Annotated in this window: 20 protein-coding genes and 1 tRNA gene; 14 read left to right on the top strand and 7 right to left on the bottom strand. The window is 63.6% G+C overall.

What is annotated here, in order from left to right; translation table 11 throughout:
• Positions 1-86: 86 nt before the first annotated feature.
• Positions 87-176 (bottom strand) — tRNA-Ser (locus FJW04_RS07460).
• 370 nt (positions 177-546) lie between these two features.
• Here FJW04_RS07460 and FJW04_RS07455 point away from each other — a divergent pair.
• The 4 genes from FJW04_RS07455 (at position 547) to FJW04_RS07440 (ending at position 3,542) form a co-directional block, all read left to right on the top strand.
• A complete protein-coding gene (locus tag FJW04_RS07455) occupies positions 547-1,275 on the top strand; it encodes a DUF2569 domain-containing protein (protein WP_224528846.1) in 729 nt (242 codons plus the stop codon).
• A gap of 131 nt (positions 1,276-1,406) precedes the next feature.
• A complete protein-coding gene (locus FJW04_RS07450; RefSeq protein ID WP_140661735.1) occupies positions 1,407-1,730 on the top strand; it encodes a hypothetical protein in 324 nt (107 codons plus the stop codon).
• A gap of 244 nt (positions 1,731-1,974) precedes the next feature.
• Positions 1,975-2,964, top strand: a complete 990-nt coding sequence (locus FJW04_RS07445) for a BMP family ABC transporter substrate-binding protein (protein WP_015315759.1) — start codon at positions 1,975-1,977, stop codon at positions 2,962-2,964.
• 101 nt (positions 2,965-3,065) lie between these two features.
• A complete protein-coding gene (locus tag FJW04_RS07440) occupies positions 3,066-3,542 on the top strand; it encodes a GNAT family N-acetyltransferase (protein WP_140618819.1) in 477 nt (158 codons plus the stop codon).
• Here FJW04_RS07440 and FJW04_RS07435 read toward each other — a convergent pair.
• Positions 3,521-3,919, bottom strand: coding sequence for a hypothetical protein (locus tag FJW04_RS07435; RefSeq protein WP_015315757.1), 399 nt, complete (start codon positions 3,917-3,919; stop codon positions 3,521-3,523). The genes FJW04_RS07440 and FJW04_RS07435 overlap by 22 nt on opposite strands.
• A gap of 22 nt (positions 3,920-3,941) precedes the next feature.
• On the bottom strand, positions 3,942-4,148 hold the full coding sequence (locus FJW04_RS07430; protein ID WP_123151274.1) for a SlyX family protein: 207 nt from the start codon (positions 4,146-4,148) through the stop codon (positions 3,942-3,944).
• Positions 4,149-4,364: 216 nt separating this feature from the next.
• Here FJW04_RS07430 and FJW04_RS07425 point away from each other — a divergent pair, with 216 nt between their 5' ends.
• The 6 genes from FJW04_RS07425 (at position 4,365) to deoA (ending at position 10,606) form a co-directional block, all read left to right on the top strand.
• The gene (locus FJW04_RS07425) at positions 4,365-5,897 is read left to right on the top strand and encodes an ABC transporter ATP-binding protein (RefSeq protein WP_015315756.1); all 1,533 of its coding nucleotides are present in this window, start codon (positions 4,365-4,367) and stop codon (positions 5,895-5,897) included.
• Positions 5,894-7,033 carry an ABC transporter permease gene (locus FJW04_RS07420; RefSeq protein WP_015315755.1) on the top strand — a complete coding sequence of 380 codons (1,140 nt, stop codon included), beginning with the start codon at positions 5,894-5,896 and terminating at the stop codon, positions 7,031-7,033. The genes FJW04_RS07425 and FJW04_RS07420 overlap by 4 nt, the downstream gene beginning before the upstream one ends.
• Position 7,034: 1 nt before the next feature.
• Entirely contained in the window at positions 7,035-8,006 is a 972-nt protein-coding gene (locus tag FJW04_RS07415; RefSeq protein WP_015315754.1) for an ABC transporter permease, read from the top strand.
• Positions 8,007-8,071: 65 nt separating this feature from the next.
• Positions 8,072-8,464, top strand: coding sequence for a cytidine deaminase (gene cdd / locus FJW04_RS07410; protein ID WP_140618828.1), 393 nt, complete (start codon positions 8,072-8,074; stop codon positions 8,462-8,464).
• Positions 8,465-8,477: 13 nt separating this feature from the next.
• Positions 8,478-9,287 (top strand): purine-nucleoside phosphorylase, encoded by an 810-nt coding sequence (locus FJW04_RS07405; protein WP_140713251.1) that lies wholly within the window; start codon positions 8,478-8,480, stop codon positions 9,285-9,287.
• Positions 9,287-10,606, top strand: a complete 1,320-nt coding sequence (gene deoA / locus FJW04_RS07400) for a thymidine phosphorylase (protein WP_140713249.1) — start codon at positions 9,287-9,289, stop codon at positions 10,604-10,606. Before FJW04_RS07405 ends, deoA begins: the two co-directional genes overlap by 1 nt.
• Positions 10,607-10,612: 6 nt before the next feature.
• On the opposite strand, the gene FJW04_RS07395 is transcribed toward deoA, so the two are convergent.
• From FJW04_RS07395 to FJW04_RS07385, 3 genes are all read right to left on the bottom strand, one after another.
• The gene (locus FJW04_RS07395) at positions 10,613-11,176 is read right to left on the bottom strand and encodes a TIGR02281 family clan AA aspartic protease (protein WP_140713247.1); all 564 of its coding nucleotides are present in this window, start codon (positions 11,174-11,176) and stop codon (positions 10,613-10,615) included.
• Positions 11,177-11,297: 121 nt separating this feature from the next.
• Entirely contained in the window at positions 11,298-11,927 is a 630-nt protein-coding gene (gene upp, locus FJW04_RS07390) for a uracil phosphoribosyltransferase (protein WP_015315749.1), read from the bottom strand.
• A 135-nt stretch (positions 11,928-12,062) separates the two neighbouring features.
• A complete protein-coding gene (locus FJW04_RS07385; protein ID WP_140713245.1) occupies positions 12,063-13,037 on the bottom strand; it encodes an adenosine deaminase in 975 nt (324 codons plus the stop codon).
• A 133-nt stretch (positions 13,038-13,170) separates the two neighbouring features.
• Here FJW04_RS07385 and ubiE point away from each other — a divergent pair, with 133 nt between their 5' ends.
• From ubiE to coaBC, 3 genes are all read left to right on the top strand, one after another.
• Positions 13,171-13,947, top strand: a complete 777-nt coding sequence (gene ubiE / locus FJW04_RS07380; protein ID WP_140713243.1) for a bifunctional demethylmenaquinone methyltransferase/2-methoxy-6-polyprenyl-1,4-benzoquinol methylase UbiE — start codon at positions 13,171-13,173, stop codon at positions 13,945-13,947.
• Positions 13,948-14,017: 70 nt separating this feature from the next.
• Positions 14,018-15,592: a 2-polyprenylphenol 6-hydroxylase gene (gene ubiB / locus FJW04_RS07375; protein ID WP_140713241.1), complete on the top strand. Its 1,575-nt coding sequence runs from the start codon at positions 14,018-14,020 to the stop codon at positions 15,590-15,592.
• Positions 15,593-15,680: 88 nt separating this feature from the next.
• The gene (coaBC, locus tag FJW04_RS07370; protein ID WP_210241301.1) at positions 15,681-17,153 is read left to right on the top strand and encodes a bifunctional phosphopantothenoylcysteine decarboxylase/phosphopantothenate--cysteine ligase CoaBC; all 1,473 of its coding nucleotides are present in this window, start codon (positions 15,681-15,683) and stop codon (positions 17,151-17,153) included.
• 58 nt (positions 17,154-17,211) lie between these two features.
• Here the strand turns inward: coaBC and FJW04_RS07365 are convergent, their stop codons facing one another.
• Complete coding sequence (locus tag FJW04_RS07365; protein WP_140713239.1) at positions 17,212-17,790, bottom strand: invasion associated locus B family protein; 579 nt, start codon at positions 17,788-17,790, stop codon at positions 17,212-17,214.
• A gap of 437 nt (positions 17,791-18,227) precedes the next feature.
• Here FJW04_RS07365 and FJW04_RS07360 point away from each other — a divergent pair, with 437 nt between their 5' ends.
• Positions 18,228-18,536 (top strand): hypothetical protein, encoded by a 309-nt coding sequence (locus FJW04_RS07360; protein WP_140713237.1) that lies wholly within the window; start codon positions 18,228-18,230, stop codon positions 18,534-18,536.
• Positions 18,537-18,575 lie beyond the last annotated feature (39 nt).

The following is an 18,575-nucleotide window of genomic DNA, read 5'->3' as shown; positions in this document are numbered from 1 at the left end:
ACTCCAAAACCCCTTCGGGCCAAAAGTGTTACCCATGTCTCCGGTATAAACCGTAACCTATGTGTCCGGAACGGACCAAGGGAAACTGGCGGAGAGAGCGGGATTCGAACCCGCGTTACGGTCTCCCGTAAACACACTTTCCAGGCGTGCGCCTTCAACCACTCGGCCACCTCTCCGTCCTTGCATTTTTCGCGACGGCCGGTTTCGCCGCGCGGGTTGGGGACAATGCAGTCCCTTCAGGGAGGAGTAGCGATTTCCGCGCTATGGGTGCCGCCAACCAGCGGACACCTCTCCCCGGCACCTGAGCCGTCAAAGTAACAGGCGCGGGGCTCATCTAGTCGATCCCGCGCCGAATGCCAAGCCATAACGACAGTCTATTCGCTTTGCCGGCCACACAGCGCTTCGCGAGGCCGCCGCGGCATCCGTTTCAAGGTGCCGACGCCCCGAATGATGTGCACAGGCGAGCCCGCAAGGCCGGCCGCGCTTGACTTCGTCGCGGGCCACCTGTCGAGTGGAACGGAGGCTTTGCGGGGGCATCGTCCGGGCATGACATCAGGCAGTGAACAACCCAGCGGTGGGATGCCGGGGCAGGCGCCAACCGGACGCCCGGACAGCGGGCTGTCCTACGTGCCGGTGGGCTGGCTCATCTTCGTCATGGCGTGGTCGGTCTACGGCCTGGCCTCGGCCTGGTGGCTGACCGGCAATTCCGGCCTGCCGGACAGGATCTTCTATTTCCTCCTTGGCGGGCTTGCCGTCGACATCATCACCATCCTGTGGGGGCTTTATTTGCTCGGCCTTGCCTTTGGCCGCTCGGCGCGCTTCCCGCGCCAGTTCATCATTTGGCAGGTGGCGACCATCGCCTGGGTGCTGGCGAGGCAGGCCTATGTGCTCGCCGTGCCCGATTTCGTCTTTTCCGCCAGGAGCCTGCTTATCGGCGGCGCCGAAATCGCCATCGGCCTGCTCTGCATCTATCTGCTGCGCCGTGGGTCGGGCGCCGAGGGCGTCTATGCCAGGCCGCGGGCCGAAGCGCCGTCGGTCTTCGTTTCCATCGTGGCTGCCTTGCTCGGCATCGTCCTGGGCGCGGTCATTGGCGCCGTTGGCGGATTCCTGGCTGGCTCGGTGATCGCCGATGTCGCCGAGGTCAGCTGCTTCGAGGGCGGCTGCGGCTACTTTGCCGCCTTCATCGGATTGGCCGGGCTGGTGGTCGGTGCCATTGCCGGAGGCATTCTTGCCGTCTGGCTCGTTCACCGCCCCAGGCGCGAGCCGGTCGCATAGGGCCCAGAAAAGCGCGGGCCTTAAATTCGCGTATCGCGATTGCAGCTGAACCGCACGCATTCTATTTCTGTTTCGGACATGTGCCGGCGGTCTTCTGGTCAGCGTCCAGGGGGAACCGGGGGAGAGCCTTGATGTTTCGCTTCGTCTTTCGTCTTGCGGCCATGGTCGCGCTATCGGTTTCCGTCATTATGGCGGTGCTCGACACGACGCGCACGGTGGCGGCTTCGGCCCTTGTGCTGACCCCGCTCAACGCCAGTTGGCTGGCCGTCTCGCCGGACACGCGGGCCGCCTTCGAAACTTTCGTCCGCGCCAAGGCCAGTCCGCTGCTGTGGGACACAGTCATCGCCTGGGTGCTCAACCAGCCGGGCTTTGCCGTCTTCGCGGTGCTGGCCTTGCTGCTGTACGCCATCGGCTATCGGCGGCAGCGGCGCACGGGACAGTTCGCCGCCAACTGAACCCATCTCCCGCACCATTCCAGCCGGCTGCTGAAAGCTTGCACGCAAGATCGGATCGCGGCTTGGCTTGCCCGTGGCACGCTTTTCCAAAAGGTCAAAATTCCGCGTGAATTTTGTTTCGGGCCGTGCCAGATTGCCCGGGAGCGGGAGGGCAATACACTCCTGGCTAACGTCGTTTGCTTGCCGGAGAACCGGGCAGCAGGCGGTGTGCAACGGAAAAAATAACCGACAGGGTGTGGATCACATGAAACGTATCGTTCTCGGCCTTCTGGCCGCAACCGCAATGGTTCTTCCGGCTTTCGCCGCGGATGTCCAGCCGGCCATCCTCTATGATCTGGGCGGCAAGTTCGACAAATCCTTCAATGAGGCTGCCTACCATGGCGCCGAAAAATTCAAGACCGAGACCGGCGTCGCCTATGTCGAGTTCGAAGTGTCCAACGCCTCGCAGCGCGAGCAGGCGCTGCGCCGCTTCGCCGAGGACGGCCACAACCCGATCGTCATGGCAGGCTTTGCCTGGGAGGATGCGCTGAAGAAGGTCGCGGCCGAATACCCGGACCTCAACTTCGCCATCATCGACGATGCGGTCGACCTGCCCAATGTCCGCTCGCTGGTGTTCAAGGAGAATGAAGGCTCCTATCTCGTCGGCATCATGGCCGCGATGGCGTCGAAGTCGAAGAAGGTTGCCTTCGTCGGCGGCATGGACATCCCGCTGATCCGCAAGTTCGAATGCGGCTATGTCGGCGGCGCCAAGTCCGCTGGCGCGACCGACGTCATCCAGAACATGACTGGCGATACGCCGGCGGCGTGGAACGATCCGGCCAAGGGTGGCGAGATCGCCAAGACGCAGATCGACCAGGGCGCCGACGTGGTTTACGCGGCCGCCGGCGGCACCGGCGTCGGTGTGCTGCAGGCGGCGGCCGATGCCGGCAAGCTCGGCATCGGCGTCGATTCCAACCAGAACGGCCTGCAGCCCGGCAAGGTGCTGACCTCGATGCTGAAGCGCGTCGACGTTGCCGTCTACACCGCCTTCATGGATGGCAAGAACGGCACCTTCAAGGGTGGCGTCGAGAATCTCGGCCTCAAGGAAGGCGGCGTCGACTACGCCATGGACGACAACAACAAGGCACTGGTGACCGACGAAATGAAGGCGGCCGTCGAAAAAGCCAAGGCCGACATCATCGCCGGCACAGTCAAGGTGCACGACTACACAGCCGACAACGCCTGCCCCTATTGATCGGCGGCACCGTACGGCCATGATCTGCAACCGCTGGGCGAAAGCCCGGCGGTTTTGCTTTTGCCGATCGAACGAAGCTCGCAAATGGCATGGAGCGAGGAATGCAGCCAACGATCGAACCCATGCGCGGGCATGACATCGAAGTCGTCGCGCGACTGCGGATTGCCGCCTTCTTCGAGGGCACGGGAAGGACGCTGGAAGAGGATGCGGCAGGGCTCCGCAACCTGCTGACCAGCGACGGCCTCGAAAAGGCTCTGGTTGCCCGTGTGAACGATGTGCCGATAGGCACCTGCCTGCTGGTCCGCCACGAACTGGAACCGGCGCATGATCTGACACCGTGGCTGGCCGGGCTTGTCGTCGATGCCGGCCATCGAGGCAAGGGGACCGGCACCGCGCTGGTCGAGGCGATCGAAGCGCATGCAGCGTCAGCCGGCGTCGAGACGCTCTACCTCTACACTTGGCAAGCGCGCGAGTTCTACGCGGCGCTCGGCTGGGACACGATCGAGCTGTGCGAGCAGGACGGCGACACGATGATGCTGATGTCGCGCCGGCTCCATCACAATGTGCCCAGGAGATAGCCGAGCGCGAAGGCCGCAATCAGCCCGGCCATGACGACAAGTCCACGCCTACCGCCGAGCGAATGCACGCCAACGCCGTACGGCTGTCGGGACAGGCTTCGGATCACTGTCGGCGACTTGGCATCGTTGCCGCCCAAGCCAACGCCTCGCATCTGCGGCAATTCGGCGAGTCGCTGCGTAACCAGTTCCCAATGATTGACGCCGGCTGGTTTTTCGGCGCGATCGAAGACATGCATGCGCTCGGCCAGCTGCACCACCGCGTCGCGGAACGCAGGGTCGATCTCGAGATCGCGCTCGGCCCGCTCGCGCTCGGCATCGTTCATCAGGCCCAGCACATAGTCGCCGGCCCTTGCGATACGATCGCTCTCACCGGCCATGATCCGTGCCCTCCCCCTCTCCTCACCAGTGTGGCGGCTTGGTCACCGGCACATCCGGTGCCGCCTGCTCTTCAAGCGCCAGGAAGCGGTCTGTCAGCGCATCAAGCTTGCGCTGCATGCGTTCGATCACCTTCCACTGCTCGGCGATCTGGCCCGACAGTTCCTCGATGGTCTTCTCCTGCTCCGCGGCGCGGATTTCCAGCGTCGTCAGCCGGTCGGCGGGCATGATCATGCAAAGTCCCCAGTTTGTACCGCGACACCTTGCGCCGCAACGTCAAATCGACCTCGCCATAGTAGCGAATGTGAGAGCTTCGGCCACGTTCGAAATTGACAAGCGCGCGGGGATTTGTCGAGAGTGGATGCTGCTCCGGACAATTGGCATGGGCGGAGTGCCATGCTAGGCGTTTTGACCAAGCGATAAAAAAATAAGAGTGGGACAGGCTGCATGGCGCAAGCCGCAATCGAACTGATCGGCATCAACAAGAGTTTCGGCGCGGTGCGCGCCAACCGCGACATCAATCTGGAGATCGCGCGCGGCACCATCCACGGCATCGTCGGCGAGAACGGCGCCGGCAAGTCGACGCTGATGTCGATCCTCTACGGTTTCTACCAGGCCGACAGCGGCGAGATCCGCGTCGGCGGCAAGCCGGCATCGATCAAGACACCCAACGACGCGATCGCGCTCGGCATCGGCATGGTGCACCAGCATTTCATGCTGGTCGACAATTTCTCGGTGCTGGAGAACATCATCCTCGGCGCCGAAACCGATGCGCTTCTGAAGAGCAGCATCGCCAAGGCGCGCTCCGAGCTTGACCGGCTGGAGCGCGAATACGGGCTGGACGTCGATCCCGATGCGATCATCGAAGAACTGCCGGTCGGCCTGCAGCAGCGTGTGGAAATCCTGAAGGCGCTTTATCGCGGCGCCGAAATCCTGATCCTCGACGAGCCGACGGGCGTTTTGACGCCGGCCGAGGCCGACCACCTGTTCCGCATCCTCAGGCAGTTGAAGGAACAGGGAAAGACGGTGGTGCTGATCACCCACAAGCTGCGCGAGATCATGGCCATCACCGACACCGTGTCGGTGATGCGTCAGGGCACGATGGTGGCGACCCGGGAGACCAGGAAAACCACCGTCGAGGAACTGGCCGAACTGATGGTCGGGCGGCGTGTCCTCTTGAGGGTCGAAAAGGGCGAAGCCGAGGCCGGTGCCGTCAAGCTCGCGGTCAAGAACCTGACGGTCAGGGATTCCCGTGGCGTCACCATGGTCGACGACGTCTCCTTCGATATCAGAGCCGGCGAGATCGTCGGCATCGCCGGCGTCGCCGGCAACGGGCAATCCGAGTTGCTTGAGGCGATTTCCGGCATCAGGCGCGCCGTTTCCGGGTCCGTGACGCTCGACGGCAAGCCGATCGATCTCACCGGCAAGGCCGATCCCGGCGAATTGCGCGACCGCGGCCTCGCCCACGTACCGGAAGACCGCCACCATGTCGGGCTGGTGCTGGCCTTCGAGGAGAACGAGAATTCCATCCTCGGCTACCACGACGATCCCCGTTACCTCAGAGGACCGTTTCTCAACATCGATGCCATCATGGCCGATGCCAGGGACAAGATCGAGAAATACGACATTCGTCCCGGCAATCCGCGCCTGAAGACGGCCAATTTTTCCGGCGGCAACCAGCAGAAGATAGTGCTCGCGCGTGAAATCGAACAGGACCCCGGCGTGCTGATCGTCGGCCAGCCGACGCGGGGCGTCGACGTCGGCGCCATCGAGTTCATCCACAAGCGCCTGATCGCCATGCGCGACCAGGGTAAGGCGGTGCTGGTGGTCTCGGTCGAGCTAGACGAGATCCGCTCGCTCTCCGACCGCATCCTGGTGATGTTTGCCGGCCGGGTCGTCGGCGAGCGCGGCCCCGACGCGACCGAAGGCGAGCTTGGCCTGCTGATGGCCGGTGTCGAGCATCGGGAGGCGGCGCAATGAGCACGCCTTACGCCAAATTGCCGGCCTGGGCCGACTACGGGCTGATCCCGCTGATCAATCTGTCGGTCGCCTTCATCGTCGCTGGCTTCGTCGTCATGCTCGTCGGCGAAAACCCCTTCCGTGCCGCCGTCATCCTGGTCGAAGGCGCCTTCGGCAAGGGCACCGGCATCGCCTTCACCCTCTTCTACGCTACGACCTTCATATTCACCGGGCTTTCGGTGGCGGTGGCGGCGCATTGCGGCCTGTTCAACATCGGTACCGAGGGACAGGCCTACATCGCTGGCCTCGGCATCGCCATCGTCTGCCTTTCCTTCGACAGCACACTGCCCTGGTGGCTGACATTTCCGCTGGCAATCGTCGCTTCGGCGCTCGTGGGCGCATTGTGGGCGTTGATCCCCGCCTACCTGCAGGCCAAGCGCGGCTCGCACATCGTCATCACGACAATCATGTTCAACTTCATCGCCGCCTCGATCATGGTCTACCTGCTGGTCGGTCCGCTGAAGCCGGCAGGGTCGCAGGCGCCGCAGACGCGCAACTTCCTCGCCGGTGCGGAGCTGCCGAAACTGAACTGGATCATCGAATTGTTCGGCGCCAAGATCCGCTCGGCCCCGCTCAACATCTGCTTCCTGCTGGCGCTGGTGATGGCTTTCCTGGTCTGGCTGCTGATCTGGCGCACCAAGCTCGGCTATGAGATGCGCACCTATGGCCACAGCCCGAAAGCGGCCCGCTATGCCGGCATTTCGGAAACCCGCATCATCATCACTGCGATGATGATCTCGGGCGCGCTGGCCGGCATGATGGCGCTCAACCCGGTGATGGGCGACCAGCACAATGTCGCGATCGACTTCGTTTCTGGCGCCGGTTTCGTCGGTATCGCAGTGGCGCTGATGGGCCGCCTGCATCCGGTCGGCATCGTGCTGGCGGCGATCCTGTTCGGCATGCTTTACCAGGGCGGCGCCGAACTCGCCTTCGAGATGCCGGCAATCAGCCGCGACATGATCGTCATCATTCAAGGATTGGTCATCCTCTTCGCCGGCGCGCTGGAGCATATGTTCAGGCCCTATATCCAGGCTCTGTTCGCCTCGTTCAGCCCGAAATCGGTGGGCATGCAGGCTGTCAACGGGAAGGGCGCATGAGATGGATATCTTCAACGCGATCATCCAGGTGCTGGACTCTACCATCCGCCTGTCGGTGCCGCTGCTGCTTGCCTGCCTCGCCGGCCTCTATTCGGAGCGGGCCGGCATTTTCGACATCGGCCTCGAAGGCAAGATGCTGGTCGGCGCCTTCGCGGGTGCTGCCGCGGCTTCCGTGTTCCATTCGGCGCTTATCGGTCTCGGCATGGCGATCCTGATCTCTGTCGCCTTCGCTTTGGTGCACGGCTTTGCCTCGATCACCCATCGCGGCAACCAGATCGTTTCGGGCGTTGCGATCAACTTCGTCGCCGCCGGATCGACCATCATTCTCGGCCAGGCATGGTTCCAGCAGGGTGGCCGCACGCCGGCGCTGCAACCGGGCGAACGATTCGAGGCGATCATCTGGCCCGGCGCCGATGCAATCAGGGGCGTGCCGATCATCGGTCCGATCTATGCCGAACTGATCTCCGGCCATTCAATCCTCGTCTATTTCGCCTTTGCGATGGTGCCGTTCACCTGGTGGGTGCTGTTTCGCACGCGTTTTGGCCTCAGGCTGCGCGCGGTCGGCGAGAATCCGGCCGCGGTCGACACCGCCGGCATCTCGGTCGCCTGGCTGCGCTATCGCGCGCTGATCTGCACGGGCATCCTGACCGGATTTGCAGGCGCCTATCTTTCGATGGTGCAGAATGGCGGCTTCGTGAAGGACATGACCGCGGGCAAGGGCTACATCGCGCTGGCCGCGCTGATCTTCGCCAAATGGAAGCCGGTCAACGCCATGTTCGCCTGTCTGCTGTTCGGCTTCCTCGACGCGGCGTCGATCCGCCTGCAGGGAACGCCGCTGCCCATTGTCGGCAAGGTGTCGGTGCAGTTCATGCAGGCCCTGCCCTATATCCTCACCGTCATCCTGCTTGCCGGCTTCATCGGCAAGGCCATCCCGCCGCGCGCCGGCGGCGTGCCCTATGTCAAGGAACGCTAAAGGTCGACAGTTCGGCGCAGACGAAGCGCCGGGTTTTGGACACGATCATCGGAGAGAATACCTGAATGTCGCATGATCTGTTCGAAGCGGCCAAGGCCGCCATGGCCAAGGCTTATGCGCCCTATTCCAAGTTCCCGGTGGGTGCCGCCATACGCACCGAGGACGGACGCGTCTTCACCGGCGCCAACATCGAGGTCGCCTCCTATCCGGAAGGCTGGTGCGCCGAGACCACCGCGCTTGGCCATTATGTCATGGGCGGCGGCGGCAAGATCGTTGAAATCGCCGTCCTTGCCGAACGCATGGCCAAATGCTCGCCTTGCGGCGGCTGCCGCCAGCGACTGGCCGAATTCTGCCGCCCGGAAACGAAGCTCTATCTCTGCGACAACACCGGCGTGGCCGAAACCGTGACCATGGGCGACATGCTGCCCTACGGCTTCCGCGGCGACATTCTGAAATGAAGAGCTGGCTGATATGACGCAAAAAACGGTCGACCACCTTATCGAAAGGCTGGACGGCCTGGCACCGTCGACCGCGCTTGTGCTGGGTTCCGGCCTGGGCGGCCTAGTCGACCGGATCGAGAATCCGATCCGCGTCTCCTATGCCGACCTGCCCGGCTTTCCCAGGAGCGGTGTCAGCGGCCACGCCGGCCAAGTGGTCGCCGGGCTGTTTGCCGGCGTTCCGGTGCTCATGCTGTCCGGCCGCGCCCACTACTATGAGCATGGGAATGCCGCGGCGATGCGTCCGGTACTGGAAGTGCTCGCCGGCATCGGCATCACGAAACTGATCCTCACCAACGCGGCCGGCTCGGTCGATCCGGATATGCCGCCGGGTTCGGTGATGCTGCTCACTGATCATATCAACTTCTCCGGCACCAACCCGCTGATCGGCGAGCCCAGCGACCGCCGTTTCGTCGGCCTCACCGAAGCTTATGATGCCGGCATTCGCGACGCGATCGAAGGCGCGGCGAAGGCGACCGGCACTGCGCTTCACAAGGGCGTCTACATGTGGTTCTCGGGCCCCTGCTTCGAGACGCCGGCCGAAATCCGCATGGCGCGCATCATGGGCGCCAACGCCGTCGGCATGTCGACCGTGCCGGAAGTCATTCTCGCGCGTTTCCTCGGCCTGCGCGTCGCTGCCTGTTCGGTCATCACCAATTTGGCCGCCGGCATGACCGGAGCCGAGCTTTCGCACCAGGAAACCAAGGACATGGCGCCGGTTGGCGGATCGCGGCTGGCAACGGTGCTGCAGCGCGTGTTCCGTGACGGGCTGCTGGAGAGCTGATGCTTCCACAGGAAATCATCCGTCACAAGCGCGACGGCCACAGGCTGGCGCCTCACGAGATCGCCGCCTTCATCGACGGCGTGACGTCGGGTACCGTCACCGACGGCCAGGTCGCGGCCTTCGCCATGGCGGTGTTCTTCAACGGCATGAACCGCGACGAGGCGGTGGCGATGACGCTGGCCATGCGCGATTCCGGCGACGTGCTCGACTGGTCGGATTTGCCAGGCCCTGTCACCGACAAGCATTCCACGGGCGGTGTCGGCGACAATGTCTCGCTGATGCTGGCGCCGATCGTTGCCGCCTGCGGTGCCTATGTGCCGATGATCTCGGGCCGTGGCCTCGGCCATACCGGCGGCACGCTGGACAAGATGGATGCCATTCCCGGCTATATCAGCCAACCCGACATCACGCTGTTCCGCAAAGCCGTGCTTGAAACCGGCTGCGCCATCATCGGCCAAACCGCCGACCTGGCACCTGCCGATCGCCGGCTCTACGCCATCCGCGACGTGACCGGAACCGTGGAGTCCGTGCCGCTGATCACCGCATCGATCCTGTCGAAGAAGCTCGCGGCGGGCCTGCAATCGCTGGTGCTCGACGTCAAGGTCGGCAATGGCGCCTTCATGGAGAAATCCCGGGATGCGACCACGCTTGCCAATAGCCTCGTCGAGGTCGCCAGCGGCGCCGGACTGAAAGTCTCGGCGCTAATCACCGGCATGAACGAACCGCTTGCCTCCGCCGCCGGCAATGCCGTCGAGGTGCGCAATGCCGTCGATTTCCTGACCGGCCGCCTGCGCGACCGGCGGCTGGAGGACGTGACGCTGGCGCTGGCAGCCGAAATGCTGCAGTCGGCGGGACTGGTATCGTCGAACCAGGACGGCATGCGACGCGCCACCGAGACACTCGCCAGCGGCCGCGCAGCCGCCACCTTCGCGCGCATGGTGACGGTGCTTGGCGGCCCCGCCGATTTCATCGAGAAGCCAGAGAAATATCTGTCGGAAGCAGCAACGGAAATCGCGGTGAAGGCGACGTCGGAGGGTTTCGTCACTGGCATCGCCACCCGCGACATCGGTCTCGCGGTCGTCGGCCTGGGCGGCGGGCGCACCCGGCCCGACGACAGGATCGACCCCTCGGTCGGCATCACCAGGCTGTTGCCCATAGGCGCGGAAGTACGCGCCGGAGATGCGCTGGCGCTGATCCACGCCCGCTCACCGTCCGATGCCGAGACGGCAGCCGCGACCGTGCTTTCAGCCTATGCGATCGGCGCTTCGAAGCCGGCCGCCGACAAGTCGGTCATCCGGCGGATTCTGCCGCGTGGCTGAGTGGACCTACTGAACCAGCAGCAATGTGCCGTTTTCGGCCTGGTATTTGCCGAGTCTGTTGAGAAAGCTCATGCCGATCAGGTTGGTGCGCAGTGCCCTGTCGTCGAGTACGATCGCCTGCACACCTTCGACGCTGATGCTGCCGATCTGCAGACGATCAATCGTCACCACGGCTGCCTTGATGGTGCCGTTGGCGGTGTTGACTTCGTGGCTGAAATCGGAGGGATTGAGCGACAGTCCGATCCGGCGTGCCGTCGACATATTGACCGCGACCAGCGTCGCACCGGTGTCGATCATGCCGTCGACTTGACGGCCGTTGAGCCTGAAGGTCGACGAGAAGTGTCCGCGCCCGTCCGCCGCGACCACGACCTTCCGGCCGGTCGGCAGCGGCGCTACCGGCTTGTCGGGAACGGAGGCCAGGCTGACATCCGGTTGCGTCTCGCCCGCTGGCTTGGCCGTTACCGCCGATTTCAGCAAGTTTTCGAATATTCGCGGATTCGACTGGTAGACGACCGGGATCGATGCCGACGCACCGGCAAAGACGCTGAGAATGAGAAGCTTGCGCAGCATGGATCGGCCTTTGTGAAGAGCTGATCATTAGCGCCGGATGGTGTTTGCCGCTTTAACGCGCGCCGGAACCACGTCTTTGCGTAAACGCCTGGTAAAAAATACCAAGCACATTGCTCGGGTATTACTTCGTCCCATACATGCGGTCGCCGGCATCGCCAAGGCCGGGCATGATGTAGCCCTTCTCGTTGAGCTGGCGGTCGATGGACGCGGTGAAGACCGGAACATCCGGATGCGCCTTGGTAAAGCGCTCGATGCCTTCGGGCGCCGCCAGCAGGCACAGGAAGCGGATGTTGGTGGCGCCGCGCTCTTTCAACTTGTCGATCGCCGCGATCGCCGAATTGGCTGTCGCCAGCATCGGGTCGACGACGATGACCAGCCGGTCGGCGAGGTCGCTCGGCGCCTTGAAGAAATACTCGACGGCTTCCAGCGTTTCGTGATCGCGGTAGAGGCCGACATGGGCGACGCGGGCCGCCGGCACCAGGTCGAGCAAACCTTCGAGCAAGCCGTTGCCGGCGCGCAGCACCGAGGCGAAGACCAGCTTCTTGCCCTCCAGCGTCGGAGCCTCCATCGTCTCCATAGGCGTTTCGATCGTTGTCGTCGTCAGCTCGAGATTGCGGGTGACCTCATAGCCGAGCAGCAGCGATATCTCACGCAGCAACCGCCGGAAGCCGGCCGTCGAGGTCTCCTTCTTGCGCATGATGGTCAGCTTGTGCTGGACAAGCGGATGATCGACGACGGTGACGCCCTTCATGATGTGCTCCGACGGAATAGTGAGTGGTGAACAGTGAGTAGTGAATAGTGAGCCGATTTGCGAGTCCCTGCGTCAGTGAAAGCGCCGGCCTTCAACCGCTCGATGCGTGCACCGTCACTACCGACTACTGACTGTTCACCGAACTTTCGCGTCCAACCGACCGAGCAGCGCTGTCTTGGTCTTCCTGTCGACGAAGGCGGCTTCGATGGCTGTTCTGGTGACAGCGGCAAGCGCCTTTTCGCTCATCGAGAAATGTTCGGCGGCGATATCGTATTCGCGCTTCAGCGAGGTCCAGAAATAGGGCGGGTCGTCGGAGTTGAGCGTCACCTTGCAGCCGGCCGCCTGCAGGGCGGGAAAGGGATGGTCGGCGAAACTGTCGAACACCTTGAGCGCGACATTGGAGCCGGGGCAGCATTCCAGCACGACACCCTCGTCGGCGATGCGCCGGACAAGGTCGGGGTTTTCGATGGCGCGCACGCCATGGCCGATGCGCGACGGGCGGATATGGTCGAGTGCCGCCTGGACGGTTTCCCAGCCCGTCAGTTCGCCGGCATGGACGGTGATGCCGAGCCCGGCCTCGCGCGCGATCTCGAAAGCCCTGACATAGTCCTCCATCTCGCCCATGCGCTCGTCGCCGGCGACGCCGAACCCGGTAACCAGCGGATGGCCGCAACGCGCCGCGAAGCGTGCCGCGCGCTCGATCGACTCGACACCGACATGGCGCACGCCGGTGACGATCATGCGGCCCTCGATGCCGGTCTTTGCCTTGGCGCGCAGCATGCCTTCGCCGAGCGCATCGGTGTAGGCCTTGGATGACAGCCCGGCTTTCGTCGCGTGGTCGGGCGAGGTGAACACCTCGGAGTAGATGGCGCCATCGCGGGCCAGGCTGGTCAGATAGTGGTCGGCCAGCCGCGCATAATCCTCCTCGGTCCGGAACAGGTCGGCGGAGAAGTCATAGGCGGCGAGAAAGGAGGTGAAATCGTGCCAGACGAAAGAACCGTTCTGGATATAAGGCGAGGTGTCCTTGCCGTATTTCTGCGCCTGGCGAATGACGAGATCGGGCGCCGCTGCCCCTTCGATGTGGCAGTGCAGTTCCGCTTTCAGAGGCATTCAAACATCCCGTCGGTCAGTCCAGGTCTTGAAACCCACCACCTGGAAGCGCGGCTGAACACCGCGCCTTAAACAATAGCGCCCGCATCATCGATCGGCTATGGTCCCGCCGGTTTTATGACGGATCAAAAAAATGTCAGTTGAGAGAGCCACGGCCGCCGGCGGCATGGAAACCTCCTATGGTTTCAAGCGTGTAGGGGAAGGCGAGAAGCAATCCCTGGTCAACGATGTTTTCCACAAGGTCGCCAACCGCTACGACCTGATGAACGATTTGATGTCTGCTGGCCTGCACCGGCTGTGGAAGGATGCTATGGTCGCCTGGCTCAATCCGCCCAAGCGCGCGGGCTGGCGCGTGCTCGATGTTGCCGGTGGTACCGGCGACATCGCCTTTCGCATCGTCGATGCCAGCCATGGCCATGCCCATGCCACCGTGCTCGACATCAACGGCTCGATGCTTGCCGTCGGGCGCGACAGGGCTGAAAAGAAGGGGTTGTCCGGCAACACAGATTTCGTCGAGGCCAATGCCGAGGAACTGCCCTTCCCTGACGCCAGCTTCGACGCCTACACCATCGCGTTCGGCATTCGCAATGTCCCGCATATCGACGTGGCCCTGGGCGAGGCGTTCCGCGTGCTGAAGCCCGGCGGCCGTATCCTGTGCCTGGAGTTCTCCGAGGTCGAGGTGCCGCTGCTCGACAAGGTCTACGAAGCCTGGTCGTTCAATGCCATCCCCAGGATCGGCAAGTTGGTCACCGGGGACGGCGAGCCCTATTCCTATCTGGTCGAATCGATCGCAAAATTCCCCAATCAGCAAAACTTCGCGGCGATGATTTCTCGGGCCGGCTTCGACCGCGTCTCCTTCCGCAACTATTCCGGCGGCATAGCGGCCCTGCATTCGGGCTGGAAGCTTTGAAGCCGTCGCCGATCTTCCTCACGCGACGAGCCTTGCGCCAGTTCGATGAACCGGTAGGGCGGACGCGGCCATGAGCACCGTCAGCGCGGCGTTCCGGCTCGTACGGGCCGGTTGGGTGCTGGTGCGCGAGGGCGTCGTTGCCGCCTTGCCCGGCGAGGAACTATCCGGCCTGCCGAAATTCGGCTGGCGGCTGGCGCGGCTGTTCACCCGCCGCCGCGCGCTCGCCTATGAGCGCAGCGATCGGCTGGCCAAGGCGGTGGTCCGGCTCGGCCCATCCTACGTCAAGCTTGGTCAGTTCCTGGCAACGCGGCCCGATGTCGTCGGCAACGACATGGCGCTCGATCTCGCCATGCTGCAGGACAAGATGCACACCTTCCCGACGGCGGAAGCGGTGGCCGCCATCGAAGCCTCGCTCGGGCGCAAACTCGGCGATCTTTACAAGCAGTTCGGCGACCCGGTCGCCGCGGCTTCCATCGCTCAGGTCCATGCCGCTGAAACCGTCGATGGTGGCGTCGCCAGGAAGGTAGCGGTCAAGGTCATCCGGCCGGGCGTGCGCCGCCGCTTCTTCCAGGACCTCGAAAGCTATTTCCTCGCCGCCCGCTTGCAGGAGAAATACATACCGTCGTCGCGCCGATTGAGGCCGGTCGAGGTGACCGAGACGCTGGCGCAGACCACCAGGATCGAGATGGACCTGCGCCTCGAGGCGGCCGCGCTCTCGGAACTTGGCCAAAGCACCAGGGAAGACCCTGGCTTTCGCGTCCCTTCGGTGGACTGGGAACGCACCGGCCGCGACGTGCTGACCATGGAATGGGTCGACGGCGTCAAGATGAACGACATCGCCGGCCTGCAAAGCGCCGGCCATGACCTGAAGGCAATCGCCACCAACCTCATCCAGTCCTTCCTGCGCCATACGCTGCGCGACGGCTTCTTCCACGCCGACATGCATCCGGGCAATCTGTTCGTCGAGGCGAACGGCACCATCGTTGCCGTCGATCTCGGCATTGCCGGACGCCTTGGCAAGAAGGAGCGCCGCTTCCTCGCAGAAATCCTCTACGGCTTCATCACACGCGACTATCTGCGCGTCGCCGAGGTGCATTTCGAGGCCGGCTATGTGCCGCGCCAGCACAATGTCTCTGCCTTCGCGCAGGCGATCCGCGCCATCGGCGAGCCGATCCATGGCCAACCCGCCGAAACCATTTCGATGGCCAAGCTTCTGACGCTGCTGTTCGAGGTGACCGAACTCTTCGACATGGCGACACGGCCGGAATTGATCCTGCTGCAGAAGACCATGGTGGTTGTCGAGGGCGTGGCGCGCACGCTCGATCCGGCTTTCAACATGTGGAAGACCGCCGAACCGGTGGTCGGCGGCTGGATAGCCGGGAACCTCGGGCCACGCGGCTTGCTGGCCGACGCGCGCGACGGCGGCAAGGCGATGCTGGCGCTGATCCGCCAGGCGCCGGAACTCGCGGCCCGTACGGAACGGCTGTCGCGAGAGATCGACCTGATGGCCGAGCACGGCCTGCGCTTCGATGAGGCGACCGCCCGCGCCATAGGCAAGGCCGAAGCGCGCTACAGCCGTTCCGGCCGTGTCGCATTATGGGTGATCGCGCTGACGCTGGTCTACATTGCCTGGCAGCTTCATTAGGCCCGTATTCGCGGCAAGCCAGCTGCTTGCGGCAATTTGATTGCATTGCTATCATCGCCATCAAGCGGGATGAGTAGAGTGCAATCACATGGCCAGCATCACGATCCGCAACCTGGACGATGAGGTCAAGGAGTTGCTGCGCCGGCTGGCCGCGGAAAACGATCGCTCCATGGAAGAACAGGCGCGGGTGATGATCCGGGCCGCCGTCGACAGCCAGGTCGGCCCTGTTGGCCGTCTCGACCAGATCGAGAAAGCGCTGCACGAACTGGCCACCTCGCAAGGCACCCCGACCCCGGCGTCAGCATTAGCAGGCAAGAGCTTGCCGCGAGGCACGCTTTCCAACAGGCGCATCCTGCTTATCATCGGCGGCGGCATCGCCGCTTACAAGGCGCTCGATCTCATTCGCCGGCTGCGCGAGCGCGGCGCGGCGGTGCGCGTCGTCATGACATCGGCGGCGCAGGAGTTCGTCACCACGCTGTCGGTCGGCGCGCTCTCCGCCGACCATGTCTTCACTGACCTGTTCGACCGCAATGATGAGCACGATGTCGGCCACATCAGGCTGTCGCGCGAGGCGGACCTCCTGGTGGTGGCGCCCGCCACTGCCGACCTGATGGCCAAGCTCGCCAATGGCCATGCCAGCGATCTGGCCTCGACCGTGCTCATCGCCACCGACAAGCCGGTGCTGATGGCCCCGGCGATGAACCCCAGGATGTGGTCGCATCCCGCCACCCGCCGCAACCGCGCGAGCTTGGGCAAGGACGGCATCACCTTCGTCGGCCCTGCCAAGGGTGAGATGGCTGAGAGCAATGAGGCCGGCGAAGGCCGCATGGCCGAACCGCTTGAGATCGTCGCCGCGGTCGAGGCGCTGCTCGATGCCGGCCCCAGGCCACTGGCGGGGCGCAAGATCATCGTCACGTCAGGCCCGACGCACGAGCCGATCGACCCGGTCCGCTATATCGCGAACCGCTCGTCCGGCAAGCAGGGCCACGCCCTCGCCGCGGCATTGGCAAGGCTCGGCGCCGATGTGCGCCTCGTCTCCGGTCCCGTCACCATCGCCGATCCGGCCGGAGTGAAGACCCTCCATGTCGAACGGGCGCAGGAGATGCGCGACGCGGTGGAACAGCTTCTGCCCGCCGACGCCGCGGTGTTCGTCGCCGCCGTTGCCGACTGGCGCACCGAGAATTCAGCCGGTGAGAAGATCAAGAAGGTCGCGGGCGAAGGCCCGCCGGTGCTGCGCATGGTCGAAAACCCCGACATCCTGGCGGGTGTCGGCCATCACAAGCAGCGACCAGGCCTGGTCGTCGGCTTTGCCGCCGAGACGCAGGATCTCTTGCGCAACGCCGAGGCCAAGCTCACGAAGAAAGGGGCCGATCTCATCGTCGCCAACGATGTGTCGCACCAAAGCGGCATCGGTCCTTCAGGCGTGATGGGGGGTGATCGCAACCGGGTGCGGATCGTGTCGAAGGCCGGCGTCGAGGAATGGCCTGAAATGACCAAGGACGAGGTGGCGGCACGGCTTGCCGCGCTCATCGCCGAGCGGTTGAAAATCATCGTCGTCTGACAAGTGCCGGCGGAAGCGTTTGCCGCCAACATCCTGTCGCTTGCGGTGAGCCAAGCCGTCAGTTGGCCAAAAGCTCCGCCGTGCGGGCAAGCGCACCGCCGAAGCCATTGAGCGGGATGGAAAAGCTTACGACTTGCCCCGTATCGGCCGCGAACGCATCGATCTTGAGCGTGGTGCCGTTCTTGAGCAGCGGCGTGACATTGGCATCGAACGCCACCGGCACCAGGCAGCCGACCACCTGGCAGGTGCTGAACGGCAGGCTGCCGTCGAGCTTCTGATCGTCGATGGTCAGCGCGACACCCTTGGCAAGCGCCAGACCGAAAGGCAGGGCAAGCGTTCCGGTCGCATCCTCGCCGGTCTTGCTCGATAGCTCGATCGCCAAAAGCCGTTGGTTGCTTTGCTTGTTGAACTGCTGGTGCGACAGGCTGCAGACCTTGTTCGTGCCCGATATCTGGCAATTGACCGTCCAGTCGCCATGGGTTTCGGACAAGGCCGAAGCACCACCCGGCAGTTGCGGCACGTCAGCTGCGGCGGGCGTTGCCGCCACCTTGTCGCCCTTGGTTTGCGCCGCCATGGCCGGCAGGCCTGCGATGCAGGCAGCACCCAGCACTGCTGCGATATACGCGTATTTCCTCATCAAGATCTCTCCCGCCCGGCTCCGCCTCGAGCCAGCCTAGAAACTGACCTTGAGAGACGCGCTGACTGCATTCTGTTTGACCATTTCCTCGAAGGCGCCATTATACCCGACGGGCATGCCTACGCCATTGACGCCATTCAGCTCGAGGCAGCGTCGACCCGATAGAGCGGCGAATCGATCGTTTCCGTCAAGTGCAATGCGGGGTTGCGAGCAGATTCTCCGCCACGCCGAAGCAGCTTCGATCTCCCACTCCTTGGTGGAAAAAAGTTGAAGCCGGCAACCGACCCTTCTTCCTTGCCGGAAACACGCAGCAAGCGCGGGTGGCAGCCCTTGAGCGGGCGCGGTTGGTGTGAGGGTGATCGGCATTCTCGCATGGCATCGTCGGGCAAAAGCCCTATATATCTGGTGTGATGAGATTTTTTTGCAGGAATAGATGGATGTGTGCGCGTCGTTCATCGATGATATCAACATTGGTGGTGCTGGCTGGAGCGGTTTGCGCCGGCTTTGCGATGCCCGCTTCCGCGCAGGTGCTCAATCCCACGGTCAGAAACAACACAGTCATCCAGCAGAACGATCTGCAGGCGTTGCAAAACCGGGTTCAGCGGCAGCAGTTTCAGCAGCAGCAACAGCAGTATCGTGCCCAGGATCGCATCATCGTCCAGCAACCGCCGCTGGTCGTGCCGCAGGTTAGGCCGAGCTGCCAGACGCAGATAATCGGCAACACCGCCGTGAGCACCTGCCGCTGACGAACGGCAGCTTCTTTTATTTAGCCGACTTACATGATA

It is taken from the genome of Mesorhizobium sp. B2-7-3 (assembly GCF_006440715.1).
GTDB lineage: Bacteria > Pseudomonadota > Alphaproteobacteria > Rhizobiales > Rhizobiaceae > Mesorhizobium > Mesorhizobium australicum.
Note: the sequence above shows the minus strand (reverse complement) of the source record. Positions and strands in the feature narration are given on the sequence as shown.

Excerpts from the sequence above, each read along its gene's own strand:
- FJW04_RS07455 (WP_224528846.1), top strand. The coding sequence starts at position 547 with ATGACATCAGGCAGTGAACAACCCAGCGGTGGGATGCCGGGGCAGGCG.
- FJW04_RS07450 (WP_140661735.1), top strand. The coding sequence starts at position 1,407 with ATGTTTCGCTTCGTCTTTCGTCTTGCGGCCATGGTCGCGCTATCGGTT.
- FJW04_RS07445 (WP_015315759.1), top strand. The coding sequence starts at position 1,975 with ATGAAACGTATCGTTCTCGGCCTTCTGGCCGCAACCGCAATGGTTCTT.
- FJW04_RS07440 (WP_140618819.1), top strand. The coding sequence starts at position 3,066 with ATGCAGCCAACGATCGAACCCATGCGCGGGCATGACATCGAAGTCGTC.
- FJW04_RS07435 (WP_015315757.1), bottom strand. The coding sequence starts at position 3,919 with ATGGCCGGTGAGAGCGATCGTATCGCAAGGGCCGGCGACTATGTGCTG.
- FJW04_RS07425 (WP_015315756.1), top strand. The coding sequence starts at position 4,365 with ATGGCGCAAGCCGCAATCGAACTGATCGGCATCAACAAGAGTTTCGGC.
- FJW04_RS07420 (WP_015315755.1), top strand. The coding sequence starts at position 5,894 with ATGAGCACGCCTTACGCCAAATTGCCGGCCTGGGCCGACTACGGGCTG.
- FJW04_RS07415 (WP_015315754.1), top strand. The coding sequence starts at position 7,035 with ATGGATATCTTCAACGCGATCATCCAGGTGCTGGACTCTACCATCCGC.
- cdd (WP_140618828.1), top strand. The coding sequence starts at position 8,072 with ATGTCGCATGATCTGTTCGAAGCGGCCAAGGCCGCCATGGCCAAGGCT.
- FJW04_RS07405 (WP_140713251.1), top strand. The coding sequence starts at position 8,478 with ATGACGCAAAAAACGGTCGACCACCTTATCGAAAGGCTGGACGGCCTG.
- deoA (WP_140713249.1), top strand. The coding sequence starts at position 9,287 with ATGCTTCCACAGGAAATCATCCGTCACAAGCGCGACGGCCACAGGCTG.
- FJW04_RS07395 (WP_140713247.1), bottom strand. The coding sequence starts at position 11,176 with ATGCTGCGCAAGCTTCTCATTCTCAGCGTCTTTGCCGGTGCGTCGGCA.
- upp (WP_015315749.1), bottom strand. The coding sequence starts at position 11,927 with ATGAAGGGCGTCACCGTCGTCGATCATCCGCTTGTCCAGCACAAGCTG.
- FJW04_RS07385 (WP_140713245.1), bottom strand. The coding sequence starts at position 13,037 with ATGCCTCTGAAAGCGGAACTGCACTGCCACATCGAAGGGGCAGCGGCG.
- ubiE (WP_140713243.1), top strand. The coding sequence starts at position 13,171 with ATGTCAGTTGAGAGAGCCACGGCCGCCGGCGGCATGGAAACCTCCTAT.
- ubiB (WP_140713241.1), top strand. The coding sequence starts at position 14,018 with ATGAGCACCGTCAGCGCGGCGTTCCGGCTCGTACGGGCCGGTTGGGTG.
- coaBC (WP_210241301.1), top strand. The coding sequence starts at position 15,681 with ATGGCCAGCATCACGATCCGCAACCTGGACGATGAGGTCAAGGAGTTG.
- FJW04_RS07365 (WP_140713239.1), bottom strand. The coding sequence starts at position 17,790 with ATGAGGAAATACGCGTATATCGCAGCAGTGCTGGGTGCTGCCTGCATC.
- FJW04_RS07360 (WP_140713237.1), top strand. The coding sequence starts at position 18,228 with ATGTGTGCGCGTCGTTCATCGATGATATCAACATTGGTGGTGCTGGCT.